Below are 15,802 nucleotides of genomic sequence, written 5' to 3' on the forward strand. Positions count from 1 at the left end.
AATTTTAGAGGCAATCTCCAGGCTCTTACGAAAAACCTTGTCCACTATCCGACCAGGACGAAAGAACCCAAGAAGAAAAGGTCCCAAGCTGAAGCTCTTCGCTATGGCCTACAAACCTATCGCTTAAGTCAATGACATTGACCGTCCCCTGATAAAGATACATTACCTGGAAATGCGAAACGACTCCTTCACTCGGCAGCGCCGAGCCTATGTCCCCTCCCGGTCACCTGGGAGGGAACAACCTAAGAAGGCCGTAGAGGATCAGATATATACCGATGATGTAGTTTAATAGGCGGGGGATGATGAGAATGAGAATTCCGGAAATTAAGGCCAATACAGCTTCAAAGGGAAAATGCATACATACGGTCCTTCTGCCTGAGGTGGTGTAAGACAATGAATTCGGCTGTGAATGGCTGAGATCCAATTTGAGGTCCCGGGGCCGCCGTTGCGAGGAGTTGAGGCGAACCTATCCCGTCTCGCGAGCGGATATGGATGGGATAGGAGGCGCATAAAAACGTAAACCGACCCATAAGACAATCTACCTTACCAAAATACACCCGGATGCAGGAAAAGCACATGGGGTCAATACCCGGTTTTTAGTCGAGAAGCACCTGAGATAGTGTCCATCCAAAAAATGAAGTGTGGGCGCTATGGGGTTTCCGGATCAGAATGTGTCATTTTTTATAAGTTCAAGGAAATCAAACGATTCCGCGGAGGCGTACGAGAGGTACGTCGGAGAGGTACGTCGCACAAGGAATCGCGCGGATTGACGCCGAAATTGTGAAAAAGGGCCATTTCTGGATGGAAACCGAGATAGGTTACGGCGGCGCTTTCTTACACTCTTTCCACGTCGGCTACATGCCGGATGATTTCAATGACGCGATCCGAATTCAAGGATATGGAATCCATTCCTTTATTCACCAGGCAGTTGCGAATCCCGGACCCCTGCTTCCGAGTTTCGGGTGCAGTCCACTCTGAGTTATATGAACCTCAAGGGTGAACGCATCCGAAGAGGGTTCGGTGGCTGGTCGCGACGATCGGTAACCAGTGGAAGCCGGTCGAGCCGGCGCCGGCTTCCTTGCCGGCTGGAGAATAGGGCCGGCTTTCGTGTGGTCGGCCTTGGACACCGAGGTGTCCCGTTGTTTACGTCATCGCACCGGCTGCGCGCGTAATCAACGCGAAAATCCAGATGATGGCGATGTTGATGGCCCACCCGATGAGACAGACCCCAATGGCGCGCGCGGTGCTCTTGTAGTCCAGCGCCTGCCGCACGGCGATGACCATGGCCGCAAGCATCCAAATACCGGACACGATGAATACGAAGTTGGTCAAGAAAGGAATAACGCCCAGTACGCGGATCAAACCCGGAGCGCTTGAAAAACCGATGGCTCGAAGCAGTTCTCCATGGGTGGCGTGGGTCTGGGGTTCGGGCAGCCATTTGGTGCCCACGTAATACGTAATGAATGCCCAAACGTACCAGGCTATGAGAGCGATAATCGTCCCGAAAAAGAGTCCGGCGAGGCCCGATTGGGCAATGCTCCCAATCCCGGCGGCAATGCCGGAGGCAATGACTACGGTGATGGCCTGGTTTAGGGCTCGGGGGTCGGCTTCCACCTCTTCGTAGACCTGAGGATCCAGCTTGGCCGCCCGAATGACTCGGTCAGCAATTCCTTCCATAGTGTCTTCTCCCTTCCTGCTAAATGTAATGCCGGACGCCTCCGGGCCGGAGTCCGGAGCACCCAGCCTGCTAACGGCTAAGCCTTGTTATGAGGCAAGATACCGGATAATAATGACGGCTGCAAGCAGGCCGAGAAATACCCAAAGGAAAACCCAAAGCGCCATGAATACGATGAGAACGAACAGAGCGGTACATTGGCCCGCGGACCCCTGCGTCGAAACACGGTCAAGAATAGGGCCGACAGGACCAGGGCCACTATCAGTGCAAACTCTAAGTGAGGGACGATCATAAAACAGCTCCCGTTCGTCGTATCGAAGAAGACTTCCTTTCCGGTTCGGGAGAACCCGACGAGCGAATCACAGTTCGATCCTACCCTTCGCGTTATTGCTCATCGCAACCATGAGGGTGAGATATTCGCGCAAGTGTCGGGTGATCAGGAAATTATGCAACACGAAGGCTCTCCCTTTTTCTCCCATTTCTCTGGCGGCGTCCTTGCGCTTCAGCAAGTATCGTATCCGGAGCGCCGCGCCTTCAGGGCTGTTCACCAGAAATCCCGTATGATGATTGACCACTTGAAGACGAATGCCGCCGGTGGCCCCGCCAATAACGGGTTTACCTTTCCACAGCGCTTCCGTTACGGTCAGTCCGAAACCCTCTTTGACCGATTTCTGTATCACAATATCGGATACCCGTTGAAGGGCATTGATGGTCCGGTGGGCATCCGGAGGGAGTAAGAGGACCTTAATCTGCGGATCGTCTCCCGCTGCGACCATGACCTCGTCCAGCACCTCTTTACCCTCCGGGTCATCGGTCGCTCCTCCTCCGGCCAATACCAACTGAAGGGGCGTATACTTACGAACCATGCGAAAGGCCTGAATAACGCCCACCGGATCTTTGAACCGATCGAATCGGGACACTTGCGCGACGATCGGCACCCGAGGATCCAGGCCGAAATGCTCCATGGTGGTTTTCAATTCCTGTTCCTCGAGTGGGATGTTCTTCTCGCTCAACGGGTCGATGCTGGGCGGGACCAGGTAGAGGGGATGAGGAAGTTTCTGCGCGAATGCGGCCATGGACCAAATGCTGGCATCGTAGTCTCGAACAAACCGTCTGAGATATTTCCATACAGGCAGGTACGGGTGACTGACATCTATGTGGCATCGCCAAATCCATTTTCCCCTCCTCTCCGGACATAGATTCAAGAAGAGGGCGGGTTGCGGGTCATGAATGAAAACGAAGTCGGACTCAACCTGCCTGTCCTTCAGGAGTTCATAGTTTTCCCGGTTGGCGCTCTCATAGGCTTCGATCATGGATCGGGAAAGATCGCTTCGTTTTCCTTGAAGAGCGTTGTGCATGGTTTTGGTGCACCGATAAAAGTCGCTCTCACCGGTGATCACCTGCCAGTCCGCCTCCAGTCCCAGTTCGCGCATCAGCGGTACCAGACGATTCAGAATCTCCGCCACTCCTCCGCCTTCCTTGGTGGAGTTGACGTGTAAGATCTTAGACCCTTGAAGGGGTCCGGCAAGTTGGAAGAGATGTTCGATAACGGCTTCGCCAACTATGGCTTCGTAGCTTTCGATCAGGGTACCCATATCGTCAGCTCACCCCATCCATGTATGCGTCCAGAATGAAGACAAGATCCGCTTTCAGGTCGACCAACGTCGTGAAATAGGGGTCAATTTCCGCGATTTTGTCGGCCAATGCTAGATACTTTTCACCAAACTGCAAAAGCCAACCGGAGAAATCATTCGCTCCGGTGTAGGATCGTCCTCGCCCGTCGATCAAGTGATAGTAGATACTTCCCACCGACATGAGGGGAGCATTGATCCTAAGGTCTTCGGGCTCATGCAGCCTAACTTTGGTATCGAAGATCACCAGTTGGGAATTGATAAAATGGAATTCGAAATTGGCGGCTTTCCATTTCGCTGTTTCCGATTCGTCAATATGTTCCTCGATGACGTCAATCAACTCTTGACGCAACTCCTCGGTATCGGGGAACGCCGTTGGATCGATGATGGACAGCCGTTCGGCCAAAACCGCGTCGTTGAGACCGTGCCAAGCCCATGCGGCGAAATCGTTCTGATATTCCGGATCTTCAAGACCCGGCCTGAGTAATCCTCCCCAAAAGTGATGATAAATACTCGAGGCATCGACCCTCGCTACGGCTTCCGCAATTTCCCGGCAGGTGAAGGCTTTTAAGCCCGTGGCAAGCGTGATGAGCGCACAGTCTTTGACCTCAAAAGGTTCCGACATATTTGACTCCCCAAGCAAGCATAAACACTCCCCCGAAATCGAGGATCAGATTCTTCGACGAACCCGAAAGGGTCATGATTCGCGGCTACGACTCAGTCAGTTTATACGTGGTTTCAAACGCATTGAACAGATCAATATGCGGTTTTGGATAACCACTGATCAAAAGTTGTTCCTCAACCATGGCTTGGGCGCGTTTACCCACGGATCTGCGGAACTCGTGTTCCTAAGGTGGCCGGACCATGCAGTCCGCCGCTTCCTCCCGAATCGTGATGATCGCCTCGACACCCCACCTTGAGCTCAGGAGCGATAACCGTACCGCGAACAGTCACCTCCAAACAGGGGTTCATCGCTAAGGTTATCGGTTTTTTCATCTCTTGGTTATCGTGAATCCTTCGAATTTCCGACATTATGATGGCTAACTTGCATCCGACGTATCAGTTGGACAACCCAATTTAGGGAAAAGGACCATGTAGATCTGAAGATGAGTCGAGATGATCTCCGGCCGGAACGGTGTGTTCCAACAGATGGTCAATCCGATAGGAACAAATACTGCATAGACCTTATATGCGAGATCGGCGCTTCGTGGTAATCAATCGGATAGCATATGCTTATGTCTCCGGGGCGGTTCCGGAAAGAAATGAGCGAGGAGAATCATCATGCTATTACCCATCAAAAAGATACTCTGTCCCACCGATTTCAGCGAAGCCTCCAATGTTTCAATCAGGGTGGCGGACGAATTGGCTCTTCATTTTGGCGCGGAGCTGATCCTGATTCACGTCGTTTCGCCCATGACTGCCGTTCGACCTACAGGGACAATTCCTATCTTCACGAAGAATAACTACTTGGATGAAATGCAAAGAGCGTCTGCGGAGTCCCTTAAAGACCTAATTGAAAATCGCGTTTGCAAGAGCGTATCCGCTCGACCCTTCGTGGCGATCGGGCGTGCGGGAGAAGAAATCACGCGCCTGGCAGAAGAGGAGCACGTGGATTTGATCGTACTTTCCACGCACGGCGAAACGGGCTTGACGCGAATGATTTTCGGATCGGTTGCTGAAAAGGTGGTGCGACTCAGCTCGTGCCCCGTGCTCACTCTACATCCTACGGAAGAAACGGGCGCCTCGAAGAATTCGTAGCGACGGCCTGGGTACTCGCCCAAACGGGAACCTATTGTAATGTAAACACAAAAGGCTATCGCCTCGATGCCGGCGCGGACTTTCTATTTCCATTTTGGATCAACGCCTCCGTCTCTTGATACAGGCTTCGGAACCAGTTCGTCCGAGGAACGGATCTTCTCAACACCTAGGGCCCCGGAACCATCAATGGTATCCGGCAAGTCCTGCAAGGTTCGATCCGGGCTCGATGTTTAAACCCTTGCCTCCATGAGGCCGGGAAAAGGAGGTGGAACGATCACCAGACGCATTCGATCGGATACTGACCGGCCAGATGGGCCCGTGCGCACGCGGGCGGTGTCCAATATGCCCGACAGGTCCCTTAGTACAGCTTTTTTTCGACTAGGATGAGGTTTATAACCTATACAAAATGTTTTCCATCGGACGTAGAATGCTGTTAGCTGCTTTACGGAACTTTGGAGCAAGCGAACGAGCTCAAATGAAGGCACGCCAGGGCACAAGGATCCGCACCAACGGTATTTAAGGCTATAATTGTCGGGAGTTGACGATCCCGTGTTGACGGTTTGGCGATTGCAGGTAATTGGACGTATGATTGAAGGTGGCCGTAAATCCTGTTCGGAGAGAGAATCTTGGCGACGGATCCGGGAGATCGTTCATGTATATAATCGGATGTTGAATGGATTACCCGAGGATGAACGCTCGTTGAGATCACTGGTGAATGAAGTGAAGAAGCACACGGAGGAATTGCTCGCCCATATCGAGGAAGGCATCCCCCTGAAGAAATCGTTTCCACCTCGGGGCGATCAGGTACTTTCGCCGTTGAAGGCGATTCTATACTTCGATGAGCGTGAAAGAAAGCATGTTACGGCCGGCCTCCGAGATGAAGTTTCTCAGACCTTGGCATCCATTAAAATGCTGTCGGAAAACGCCGCTATCCTCGTGAATTCCGAGCAGAGCGAGCTGTTGGAGCTGCTCGAACAGATTTCGGCGGCGAGCCTGTTCGCCCTGTCCGAAGTTGAACACATCATTGACGAAGTGAGGCCTTCTATCCTGGATGTCCTCGGGATTACGTCAGCCTTGTCCTGGACCCTGCGAAAATTTCGGGAAGCGAATCCCTCGATCCATATCGTCGAGCACCTTAAAGTAGATGATGCAGACATTCCCGACCAGCTCAAAACGGACGTTTTTCGTGTGTTCCAGGCTCTGATCAACAACGTGGCTCAGCATAGTCAGGCACGCCGGATGGAGGTCGTCCTTGCAATCGAGTGTGGATTCCTGGAATTGCAGGTCGAGGACAACGGGAGCGGCTTCGATAAGAAGCGGACAAGGGCGGATGCGAGCGATACACAACATGCACATGCGGGTGACAGCATGCTCGTTACGCAGGCGCGAATGCGCCTCCGCGGAGGCCGTCTGAAAGTTTTTGCTCGGGATAGGGAAGGCACCTGTGTCGCCGCGTTCTGGCCGCTCGCAGCTTGAATGTACTGGCCTTCGCGAACGCTCTGCTTTTGGGAGACACTCCTCCGGTGGTTACTTGGAACTCCATTCAATTCGATGCCGGCGTTCTTCGAACGATCGATCTAAAAGTCCACGATGAGCCCTTTTTTCGCTGCAAAAGCCGTGAGTTCGGAGGCGCTATGCAGATCCAGTTTCCTCATCAGGTTGGCCCGGTGTGTTTCGACAGTCTTTACGCTGATGAAAAGATGATCTGCAATTTCTTTATTGGTATGCCCCTCCGCAATCAGCTTGAGGACCTGACGTTCACGGGAGGTCAGTGTATCCCAAGACGTTAGCTCTTTGAGCGACCTCGCTCCTTGCAGAAATCCCACCAGAACCCTTTCGCTGATCATCGGGCTGATGAAACGCTTGCCCTCGAGGGCCGTGGCCAATCCCATGAGCAATTCGTTCTGGGATTCGTGTTTCAACACGTAGCCATCGACACCGGCTCGAAACGCTTCCAGCACGAATTCCTCCTCCTTGTGCACGGTTAGAATAACGATCCGCGTGGATGGGAGTATGGATTTGATCTCAACTACGGCTTCCAGTCCGTTCATCTTGGGCATGGAAATGTCCATGAGCACCAGGTCCGGCTCCAATTCACGGACGATGCGAATCGCCTCCAGGCCATTGGCGGCTTCCCCAACGATTTGATAGTCCGTCTTGGCGGAAATCAGCGTCTTCAAGCTCTGACGGATGACCTCGTGATCTTCGACGATGACCATGCGTCTTGGGTTTCCCACGTTATAACCTTCTTTCTGATTCACAAGTCTTAAAAAATTCGATGGAAAGATTAAGAACATGGATACGTCAATTTCAGTACATCGATAAGATTATATGCTCTGAATGAGCGAATGTCATCCATTTCCCGGTCACCAAGATGCCATCCCTTCATCAGGATTTATCATCCACCGGCTAACGCCTTAAACCTCAACCGGGCTGCTTGAATTCATAGGAAAAAAGCCGATGCTTCCTCCATCGGCGGAGTCGCGGAAATGCCGGAGGGGTCGGTTCCGTTCGATCAACGGGCATTCCCCCCCGGCGCTGTTCCGTACTGAAATCCACTCGGCTCGTCTGATGCTAACCCAGTGAGACGGCTTTTGAATTCTCCCACAATCCATGGATGTTGCAGAGGGATGTCGCGAAGATGGTTCCGCTTTTCTTGATTTTCATTTTGGCTGCTGCGCAATGATGAGTGTAAACCGGACCCGTATTCGGACCTTCCGTGGATTCGCCATGAGCCGTAAACTCGAATGCTCCGACCTGGTAGGCGACCCGGGCGCTTTCCGGCTTAAAGTAGAGCTGAATCCTGCGAATATGGTGCTCAGTCGTGTTTGGGTGATCCACTTCCTTACCAATGGTCACTTTGACCTCAAACATCTCGTCCGCTTTGACCTTCTCAGGACATTCGATGACGGGAACGTGCTTTTCGGTTTTCCAATCTTCCGTAGCGTTCGACGAATGCAAAAAGGCTGCGAGTGGATGGCGGATCTCTTAAGGCGCTTCCGGCAAGTAAACGAAGACGTATTCCTCGTCATTGATGTCGATCACCAAGCTGCCACCCCTCGATTCTGCATATACGAGCCATCCGGGCTTTTCCTCGCTGCAGCATTCCACCTGCGGTGAAAATACCTGTCTCCGGCGGTCGAACCACGCCAGCAGCATAGGGGAAGGCGCGCTCTTCCGGGCAACGGTGTCCGCCGTTTGTTTGGCCGTTTCAAAGCTTAGCCGGTGATCTCCCATGTGGATGCGAACAGGATCGTTCAGCATCTGCCGGGTCATTTGAGTGCAGGGAACCACGAGCCCGACTTTTCGCAATGGTGTTGGAGGAAAACGGACAAGTTCTACTTCACATTCCTTTTACTTCCGGTACTTTCTTCTTGGGCTTCTTGCGACGCCCTCGGTTTAAACGGGTCACCATCCCGGAATCATCTGCCTGACATCCTGAACGGGGGTGCTTAAGTTGGAGTCCGGCTACGAACTCGGAACTATCCGAGCATGGGGTCAATCCTCTTCCAAGTCGACCTTGAGGGCCAGGAAACTCAGCATGTCTTTCAAGGAAATGATGCCCACCAGCTTGCCTTCGTCAACAACCATCAGGCGACTGGCTCCGTTACGCCTCATGACGGAGAACGCCTGAACGGCATCGGCGTGCGGAGAGATGGAGTTCTTTTCGGAACATCTTTCCGCTATGTATTCCACCTGCCTTTCTTTCCAGTCAGCTCTGGGTATTTCTTTCACCTGTTTGATCGAAACGCATCCAATCAGGTTTTCCGAAGCAGTGACGACCGGAAACATCTTGTAGTGATACTTGTAGAAAAAGTCTTCGACGAGGCTCTCGATGGTCAGATCAGGGCGCACCGAGACCGGATTCTTGTTCATGAAGCGGCCGATGGATTCGCCTTCGAGGGCCCGTCGCGTCAGCATCTCCTGGTACGATCCTTTGGCTGCACCCTGCAGGAGCATGCCGATGAGGAACCACCACATGCCTCCGATGAAATTGCCTCTCAAAATGTTCAGCACGCCCAGTATGATGAATGCGATCCCGAAACCGGCCCCGATCTTCGAAGAAACTCCCGTGGCCCATCTCAAGTTTTTCTTCCAAACCCAGAGAGCGGAACGCAAGATACGGCCGCCGTCAAGAGGAAATGCCGGCAAGAGATTGAACGCGGCCAACAGGATGTTGATCAAGGAAAGATATCCCAGAACGCCGCCCACAGGCGAGGGTAACCTCCCTTGCCCGAATACGTAGAGAGCATAAAAGAAACCGGCCAAAACCAGGCTGGTGAGGGGTCCGACAACCGCCATCAGGAATTCGGCTTTGGCGCTGTTGGGCTCACTCCCCATCTCGGCAACGCCTCCAAAGATAAACAGGGTGATTCCTTTCATTGGGAGACCCTGAGCCCGAGCGACCACGGAGTGCGCCAGTTCATGAATGATGATCGAGACGAAGAGTCCGATAGCGCCGATGGCTCCCATCAGCCAATAGGTGGATTCCGCCAAGTTCCTGTAATAGAAAGGAAAGTAGCCTGAAGAAAGTGACCATGTGATCAAGATGGCAAGTATGATCCAACTCAGGTCAATTTTTACATCGAAGTCCAGGAGCCTGAAAATACGTATGCGTCGTCCGAACATGTTTTCCTCCAAAACGGCATGCCGGCGCGGATGTGAGTCATGTCGCCTAGTACAACCATACGTTGCAGTATTCCGTCAAGATATAGATTAAATACCTTAACATGTAGTTTGCACAAAAGTCCCTTGTTAAGTCGCGAACACCCTCGAAGCTACCAGAGGGAAGAGGGGAGGTAGGCATCGGCCGGGGAGAGGATGTTGTTTGCTGCCTGAGGGTAAATATGCCTTCCGGCCCGGGCCTACAGACACGAGGCTTCCGTGAGTTTCACATGATAAGGCCGCGCGGTTCGGAGCAACGCGTTGTCTGTGGCAGAGGTATCAACGAAGGCCCGATGGGTCCGGTCACAATCCGACGCTCACCACCTTGGTGGGCTAGGTCGGCATACCGCATCCAGCGAGTGTGACTCGGCACATGCCGCCTTGGGGCGCGGCGGCCTCCCTATGGCTTATGGAGATTGGCATCCCACTCGCAGACGATGCGGGTGCCACGGCCAACCTCGGTCTCGATCATGAATTTGCCGCAACTGGCGTGAACGCGGTCCTGCATGCTCGTAAGTCCCATGCCTTTGACCGGGCCGTTTTTGTTGAGAGCAGCTCGTGGATCGAAGCCGTTCCCGTTGTCTTCGATGACAAGCTGGAGCGCGCTGCCATCGCGACGGAGAGAGACCGTAGCCGTCTTGGCGTCACTGTGCTTGTAGATGTTGTTGATGGCTTCCTGGACGATTCGGTACATCACTACTTGGAGGGAGTCGCGGATATCTGCTGGATCCGCAGTAATTTCGGAACGAACATCCACCAGCGAGCCGGATAGTTTGAAGGCATCAAGAGCTTGCTCGATCGACTTCTTAAGCCCTTGTTCCTTGAGGTTGGGCGGCTTCAGCTGGGCCATGATGCATCGAATGTCGTTTTCCGTTTTGCGCGCCGTCTCAAGGGCCTGCCGGATCATTTGGCAATTTGCCTTTTCCGTTTCAGCCTTGAACAGGACGGTTTCCAGCAGAATTCGGAGTCCAATCAAAGACTGGCACACACCATCGTGCAGATCTCTGCTGACGCGTTTCCGTTCTTGTTCCTGGGCGTCGACGACCTGAGCGGAAACCGTTCTCAGTTGGCGTCTCAATTCCTCAATTTCTATGTATTGCAGTGTCCGGACCGATCCGTTGTATGTACCGTATGTGGCGCGGACCATACGGCCGTCGGGCGTGAGCGCGTAATTCCGAACGGACTCGTTCATGCGTGGAAACCCTACGTCATCCAGATAGAAAGGCGAGGAGGAGTGTTGCCGCACCGGTTCTTGCCCTTCGACCAATTGTTTCAAGTCCCGATTTTCGTCTTTCAATATGCCGGCCAACCTCTCCAGGGCTTCATATTTGTCTTTCATCTTTGCAGTGGCGCTTTCGCCAACGTCGATGGCCTCGTATTGCGTCGAAACTTGGTATTCTGACACGGCCGTTCACCTCTCGATCTCCTTGAAAAGGTTGTTTCCTGGGCGGTCTTGCCTGACGGAGCCGCTCAATTTGGTGCGGAAATTACTTCGAACCTGCACCGTCGCCGGGGAATGTGCCAGAGCCCTTGGTCTCGCCGGCGTAGCCCGCGCAGAGCCGGATGGTGCTGGTTCCTCCTTCATTTGAATCCTTCCGTCACCGCGCTGCCTCCCAACGCCAGGTCAGGGGCGCACTCACCGGTAAAGATGATGGCCGCCGAATCGTTCTGTTTGAAGCCGGATTGGCTCCTGAACACCTCCTTACCAAAAGGAAGCACTTTCTTGAGACCGTTGGTGTGGATGAACACCTTCGAGAACCGGGTCCTCTTTGTTTTCAACAGGTTGATCAATTCGTATGCGGAAGATCCATCGAAATCCCCCGTCAAGCGTAAGTGCAAATTGGAACCGCTGATGTGCATAAGAATGTTGAAATTGCCGGCCACCTGAATTCCTCCTCGTGTCACTCGAATGCGGCGCCTACACCTGGGGAATCATCAGGCGTCGGAAGCCGCTTGGTTCCGGTGAAGATCATTCGGAACGGCTGTTATACGTCAGCAGTAGAGGAGGCTGAGTCGCGTTCTGCTGCAGCGATGCCGGAAGCATAGGCGACTTCGGCAGGTCCCACCGGAAGGCCGAAGCGACCTCAAGAATCGACCTGATCTTGGTTTTTAGCTCCGTCATGTCGATACTCTTGATCACGTGCGCGGCCACCAACACATCCCTCTCTATCGGCAGATTCAACGTCGCCGTATTGAGAATCACCGGCAGTGTCGGGCAATCCTTACGGACCGTCTTGAGTAAATCCCACTGGTCTTCCTTCTCCAGATGAATCTCCATTACCAACACATCCGGTTTCTTCATGCTGATGACATCCATCAGACGTGACACATCTCCCCACGTGATTATGTCATATCCTTCTTCGGCTAATTCTTCGGCATACAGGGCCCGAATATGATAGTCATCGTCTACGAAGAGTACTCTAGACATCTTCCCTCCATGCCTTTGGTTAAATGTGCAATGAGGAGTTCGTGGATCGTCGATTTGATCTCCGTAGTGTCCACGCTTTTCATCGCGTATCCGTCGCAGGTCACCTTGTCCGATTCCGCCCTGCCCGAGTCGTACACACTCATGAGAATCACGGGGAGGTGGGGATATTCCTCCTTAAGGCGCTCCACAAGGCGGTATCCGGATAAGTCCCTATAAAAGGGGTCTATCAGCACGATATCCGGCTGGAGTGTGTCGACGGCTTCGAGGATGTTGTCCGTCCCGGGCCCCGAGCAAATCCGGTGTCCCTCTTGTCGGAGTTCATAGGCCAGGTAATCCCTATAGAACGCCTGATCGTCGATAATCATAATGCGAGCCATGTGCTTACCCCTTGTTAGCTGTCTTACTAAACACGTCTTAAAGGATCGTTGGTCTGATAAGCTATGGGAATCCGGTAATTGAATGAGTTTGTCATTTTAAGTACCATACAGATAATTCATACTACACCGCATTCAGTCTGATCCTTATCGATATAAAAGCTACAAAACATACTATGTGGCTTATTAATACATGGATATTGCCCTAATGTTTCAGGCAGCATACTTTTTAATAATTGTTTATGTGGTTGTATACTCAATAGCTAATTTTGAGGATGTCCTTATTGATAATTCTAATGTCCCGGTTGGTTGAGAGGATCAGTCTAATTGCTGTAGGCCTGACATGGCCGCTGTGAATGTTTGTTTCTCTAGAGGAGATAACCGGTCTCTTTAGTTTGGAATATAAGCTCATGCAGGCGAAAAGGTCTATCGGGATAAGCCTGATTTTTACTAAGGAATATCGCAGAAAAGGGTCAGTTCAAGTGGCATACCATATATTGTAGGAAATGAAATGAGGTCATCAAGATGTTGTGTAAGTACCCAGTGCAAAAGCACATTGAAAGGCGTCGGACGGCGGCGCTTTGCGAGAAGATCCCTCATTCCGGTCCATTTTCAGAGGGAGAGTGCGGTGAAGGCTATGTGGAAAAAGTAAGCGAATCAGCGCGGTATATCTATTGGTTACGAACCTCCGCCTCTCCCTACCCTCCTGGAAAGGGACGGGGCGAGGTCAGCTTTCTCTCGTGCTGTTCAGAACCCGAGCCTGTCGAGGGGGAAGGCTCCCAGCGAGGGCGGGTGGTGGTTCAAAACGGTTCCGAATGCGGTCCTTCAACAAGATCGCCTATCGGGAAATGCCTGATTCAGGCCCGAAAATGTATTTCAAAGTTCAATCAGATCCTTCCTGATGGCTATTTTCGTCAAGGCGGCGACTGAGCGGACGTCCAGTTTTTCCATAATGTTGTACTTGTGGCTCTCAGCGGTCTTCGGACTGATACTAAGCTTGTCGGCGATCTCCTTGGGGGTATAACCGTCGGCCAGCAGGACGAACACCTCCTTCTCCCGAACGCTGAGCTTCGCTATCTCGTCACCGGCTTCGGTGTGGTCTCTCACCTCGCCCAGTTCCAGCTTCCTCATGTGATCCTGAAGCTTCTTCTGAATGGCTTTGCTGTAGAACGTTCCACCCGCTCGTACGACCTTGAGGGCCAGCACCAGATCCGACAAAGGCTCTTCCTTGAGCACGTAGGCGGAAACACCGTGCCTGAACAACTCGGTCACATACGCCGTGTCCGAAAACATGGTGAATATGACGATACGGCTTCGGTCGCTGCATTGCCGGATCTCGGACGCTGCTTCGACTCCATCCAAATTCGGCATGGAAATATCCAGAACGATCAGATCCGGTTTGAGGGATTTGACCTGTTCGATGGCCTGGAGTCCGTCCGTGGCCACTCCCGCCACCTCCAGATCGGGTTCCTTTTCAATGGCCCTGCGGATGCCTTCGGCCACCACGTGATGGTCGTCCGCAATCAGCACGGTCGCCTTTTCACTCATGTTGCTTGACCTCCGGAAGCGTGTCGGATGTTCGCTGGTGAGTCCGCTTTAGTCCATCGGAATTTCAAGGAGTACGTGGGCGCCATTCCCGATCTGCGTTTCCAGTTGACATGAGATTTGATTGAAGGTCTGTTTGTTCGTGAACGGCGGCATTGAAATCCGCGACATCGGTTCCTCCAATATGGTTCCGGGGGATAAGGATGAGCCGTGACATTGCTCTATTGGCGAAGACCTCCCCGCCATCTTTGTCCGGCACGGCCATAGGCTCGAAATCCATGTCGAGAATGGCGTGCTCCAGATCCCAGGCTCTCTCCGTTTCTTGATCAGTTTATGGAGACCCTCGTGGCTATTTCTCCGACCGTCAATCGATGAGCAGGTAAGTACTGCGCCATGGATCCGATTGGCCGTTGTGCGATTGAGCAAAATGTATAGAAACCACCATTCACCGCCTGCGGTTTTCCTGTGAAGAAAACCTTTTAAAACGGCGAAAACGGCGGCCGTGGGCCGGCCCATCTACTCCACAGGAATCTCTTCGCCTTGTGTCCGGAGCGGCCATTCGATTTCGATCAGGCCTTTTTCCACGAACCGGACTTTAATGTCTCCTTTTTCGACCCCTTTGTTTATCCTGAGGCGCAGCAGGTTCGAATCGGAAGTTCGCGAGTATTTCACCCTGAAAGGTCTGGGCCCCAAAAACGCTCCCATGCCGAAAGGACCGATTCTTACATCGAACAAATCGTCCCAGTCATCCTCAAATTTCATGTCCCTTCTCCCTGAGTATACTCGTAATTTTTAGTCGGTATAACAAGTACTTTAACTCTGACACTAGCCTTGACAGAAGTCAAACATAACTTATCCGGGGATGAAAGCTCATTCCACGTCTCCCCCGTTCCACGAGGGACCGAGCGTCCATAGGGGGCCGTGTTGACACTGAAGGGAAAAGCTGCTACGCGGTGAATCGGCGCGGAAGGAACACCTTTGCTGCGCGGAACCTTAGGAGGAGCCAGGAGGGAAGGCTGTGGAGGATTTTCGAGTGAAAAAGATGTTCGAGTCCATAGCCTTCTCTTATGATTTTCAGAACAGCGTCCTTTCCCTATGGCAAGACGCACGTTGGAGGCGAATACTGGCAAAATCCCTCAAGTTTGAAAGCGGTCCGCTGGTGCTCGATCTGGCCACCGGCACCGCTGAAGTGGCGATGGAGATTTGCGGGCGCCATGCCGGGGCCCGGGTTATCGGAGTGGATTTTTCTCCCGGCATGCTGTCGATCGGCCGGAAGAAGATCAAGGCAATGGGCCTGGAAAACCGGATTCATTTGCTGGTTGGAGACGCCCGCCGATTACCGGTCGGAAGCGTCTCTTTCGATTGCGCGACCATCTCGTTCGGTATCCGCAATATTGAAGAGCGCCGGGTCGTTCTGGATGAAATGAGGCAGGCGTTGAAAGAAGGCGGTCAGCTTCTGATCATGGAGTTCGACTTTCCGGATGTCGCCGTGCTGAACCGACTCTATGGCATCTATTTTAACCACATTTTACCACCGTTGGGAAATTGGCTGTCCCGGACCGACTATGCTTACTCGTATCTCGTGGAATCCATTCGCGGGTTCCCCACTGATGCGGAGTTTCGCGCCGAGATCGCGGAAGCCGGGTTCGAGCAAGTGAAAAGCCGGAGCCTTACCTTCGGCATCGCCAAAATTTACAGCGGAATCAAACGTTCTTCCTAAAAAATC

The 15,802-nt window shown here is 52.7% G+C and carries 17 protein-coding genes; 3 read left to right on the forward strand and 14 right to left on the reverse strand.

Going from position 1 to position 15,802, the window contains the following annotated elements:
* Positions 1–223: 223 nt before the first annotated feature.
* From HY788_02015 to HY788_02030, 4 genes are all read right to left on the reverse strand, one after another.
* Positions 224–358 (reverse strand): DUF3096 domain-containing protein, encoded by a 135-nt coding sequence (locus tag HY788_02015; GenBank protein ID MBI4772951.1) that lies wholly within the window; start codon positions 356–358, stop codon positions 224–226.
* 785 nt (positions 359–1,143) lie between these two features.
* Positions 1,144–1,677, reverse strand: coding sequence for a YIP1 family protein (locus HY788_02020; protein ID MBI4772952.1), 534 nt, complete (start codon positions 1,675–1,677; stop codon positions 1,144–1,146).
* Between the two features lie 357 nt (positions 1,678–2,034).
* A complete protein-coding gene (locus tag HY788_02025) occupies positions 2,035–3,270 on the reverse strand; it encodes a glycosyltransferase (GenBank protein ID MBI4772953.1) in 1,236 nt (411 codons plus the stop codon).
* Between the two features lie 4 nt (positions 3,271–3,274).
* On the reverse strand, positions 3,275–3,931 hold the full coding sequence (locus HY788_02030) for a hypothetical protein (protein ID MBI4772954.1): 657 nt from the start codon (positions 3,929–3,931) through the stop codon (positions 3,275–3,277).
* 656 nt (positions 3,932–4,587) lie between these two features.
* Here HY788_02030 and HY788_02035 point away from each other — a divergent pair.
* Both HY788_02035 and HY788_02040 read left to right on the forward strand, forming a co-directional pair.
* Positions 4,588–5,064 carry a universal stress protein gene (locus HY788_02035; GenBank protein ID MBI4772955.1) on the forward strand — a complete coding sequence of 159 codons (477 nt, stop codon included), beginning with the start codon at positions 4,588–4,590 and terminating at the stop codon, positions 5,062–5,064.
* A gap of 699 nt (positions 5,065–5,763) precedes the next feature.
* Positions 5,764–6,540, forward strand: a complete 777-nt coding sequence (locus HY788_02040; protein ID MBI4772956.1) for a hypothetical protein — start codon at positions 5,764–5,766, stop codon at positions 6,538–6,540.
* A gap of 101 nt (positions 6,541–6,641) precedes the next feature.
* Here HY788_02040 and HY788_02045 read toward each other — a convergent pair whose 3' ends face one another.
* The 10 genes from HY788_02045 to HY788_02090 all read right to left on the reverse strand — a co-directional run bounded on the left by HY788_02045 (position 6,642) and on the right by HY788_02090 (position 14,838).
* Positions 6,642–7,361: a response regulator transcription factor gene (locus tag HY788_02045; protein MBI4772957.1), complete on the reverse strand. Its 720-nt coding sequence runs from the start codon at positions 7,359–7,361 to the stop codon at positions 6,642–6,644.
* Positions 7,362–7,638: 277 nt separating this feature from the next.
* Positions 7,639–8,025 carry a class II SORL domain-containing protein gene (locus HY788_02050; GenBank protein MBI4772958.1) on the reverse strand — a complete coding sequence of 129 codons (387 nt, stop codon included), beginning with the start codon at positions 8,023–8,025 and terminating at the stop codon, positions 7,639–7,641.
* 27 nt (positions 8,026–8,052) lie between these two features.
* Positions 8,053–8,328, reverse strand: coding sequence for an AF1514 family protein (locus tag HY788_02055; protein ID MBI4772959.1), 276 nt, complete (start codon positions 8,326–8,328; stop codon positions 8,053–8,055).
* Between the two features lie 234 nt (positions 8,329–8,562).
* Positions 8,563–9,693, reverse strand: a complete 1,131-nt coding sequence (locus HY788_02060; protein ID MBI4772960.1) for a site-2 protease family protein — start codon at positions 9,691–9,693, stop codon at positions 8,563–8,565.
* A gap of 436 nt (positions 9,694–10,129) precedes the next feature.
* Positions 10,130–11,134: a sensor histidine kinase gene (locus HY788_02065; protein ID MBI4772961.1), complete on the reverse strand. Its 1,005-nt coding sequence runs from the start codon at positions 11,132–11,134 to the stop codon at positions 10,130–10,132.
* A 176-nt stretch (positions 11,135–11,310) separates the two neighbouring features.
* Entirely contained in the window at positions 11,311–11,613 is a 303-nt protein-coding gene (locus HY788_02070) for a hypothetical protein (GenBank protein ID MBI4772962.1), read from the reverse strand.
* Positions 11,614–11,698: 85 nt separating this feature from the next.
* Positions 11,699–12,157, reverse strand: coding sequence for a response regulator (locus tag HY788_02075; protein MBI4772963.1), 459 nt, complete (start codon positions 12,155–12,157; stop codon positions 11,699–11,701).
* The gene (locus tag HY788_02080; protein MBI4772964.1) at positions 12,136–12,534 is read right to left on the reverse strand and encodes a response regulator; all 399 of its coding nucleotides are present in this window, start codon (positions 12,532–12,534) and stop codon (positions 12,136–12,138) included. The genes HY788_02075 and HY788_02080 overlap by 22 nt, the downstream gene beginning before the upstream one ends.
* A gap of 873 nt (positions 12,535–13,407) precedes the next feature.
* On the reverse strand, positions 13,408–14,079 hold the full coding sequence (locus HY788_02085; protein ID MBI4772965.1) for a response regulator transcription factor: 672 nt from the start codon (positions 14,077–14,079) through the stop codon (positions 13,408–13,410).
* A 513-nt stretch (positions 14,080–14,592) separates the two neighbouring features.
* Complete coding sequence (locus HY788_02090) at positions 14,593–14,838, reverse strand: hypothetical protein (protein ID MBI4772966.1); 246 nt, start codon at positions 14,836–14,838, stop codon at positions 14,593–14,595.
* A gap of 256 nt (positions 14,839–15,094) precedes the next feature.
* On the opposite strand from HY788_02090, the gene HY788_02095 reads away from it, so the two are divergent.
* On the forward strand, positions 15,095–15,796 hold the full coding sequence (locus tag HY788_02095; GenBank protein ID MBI4772967.1) for a ubiquinone/menaquinone biosynthesis methyltransferase: 702 nt from the start codon (positions 15,095–15,097) through the stop codon (positions 15,794–15,796).
* Positions 15,797–15,802 lie beyond the last annotated feature (6 nt).

This window comes from Deltaproteobacteria bacterium, from assembly GCA_016208165.1.
Taxonomy (GTDB): domain Bacteria; phylum Desulfobacterota; class Desulfarculia; order JACQYL01; family JACQYL01; genus JACQYL01.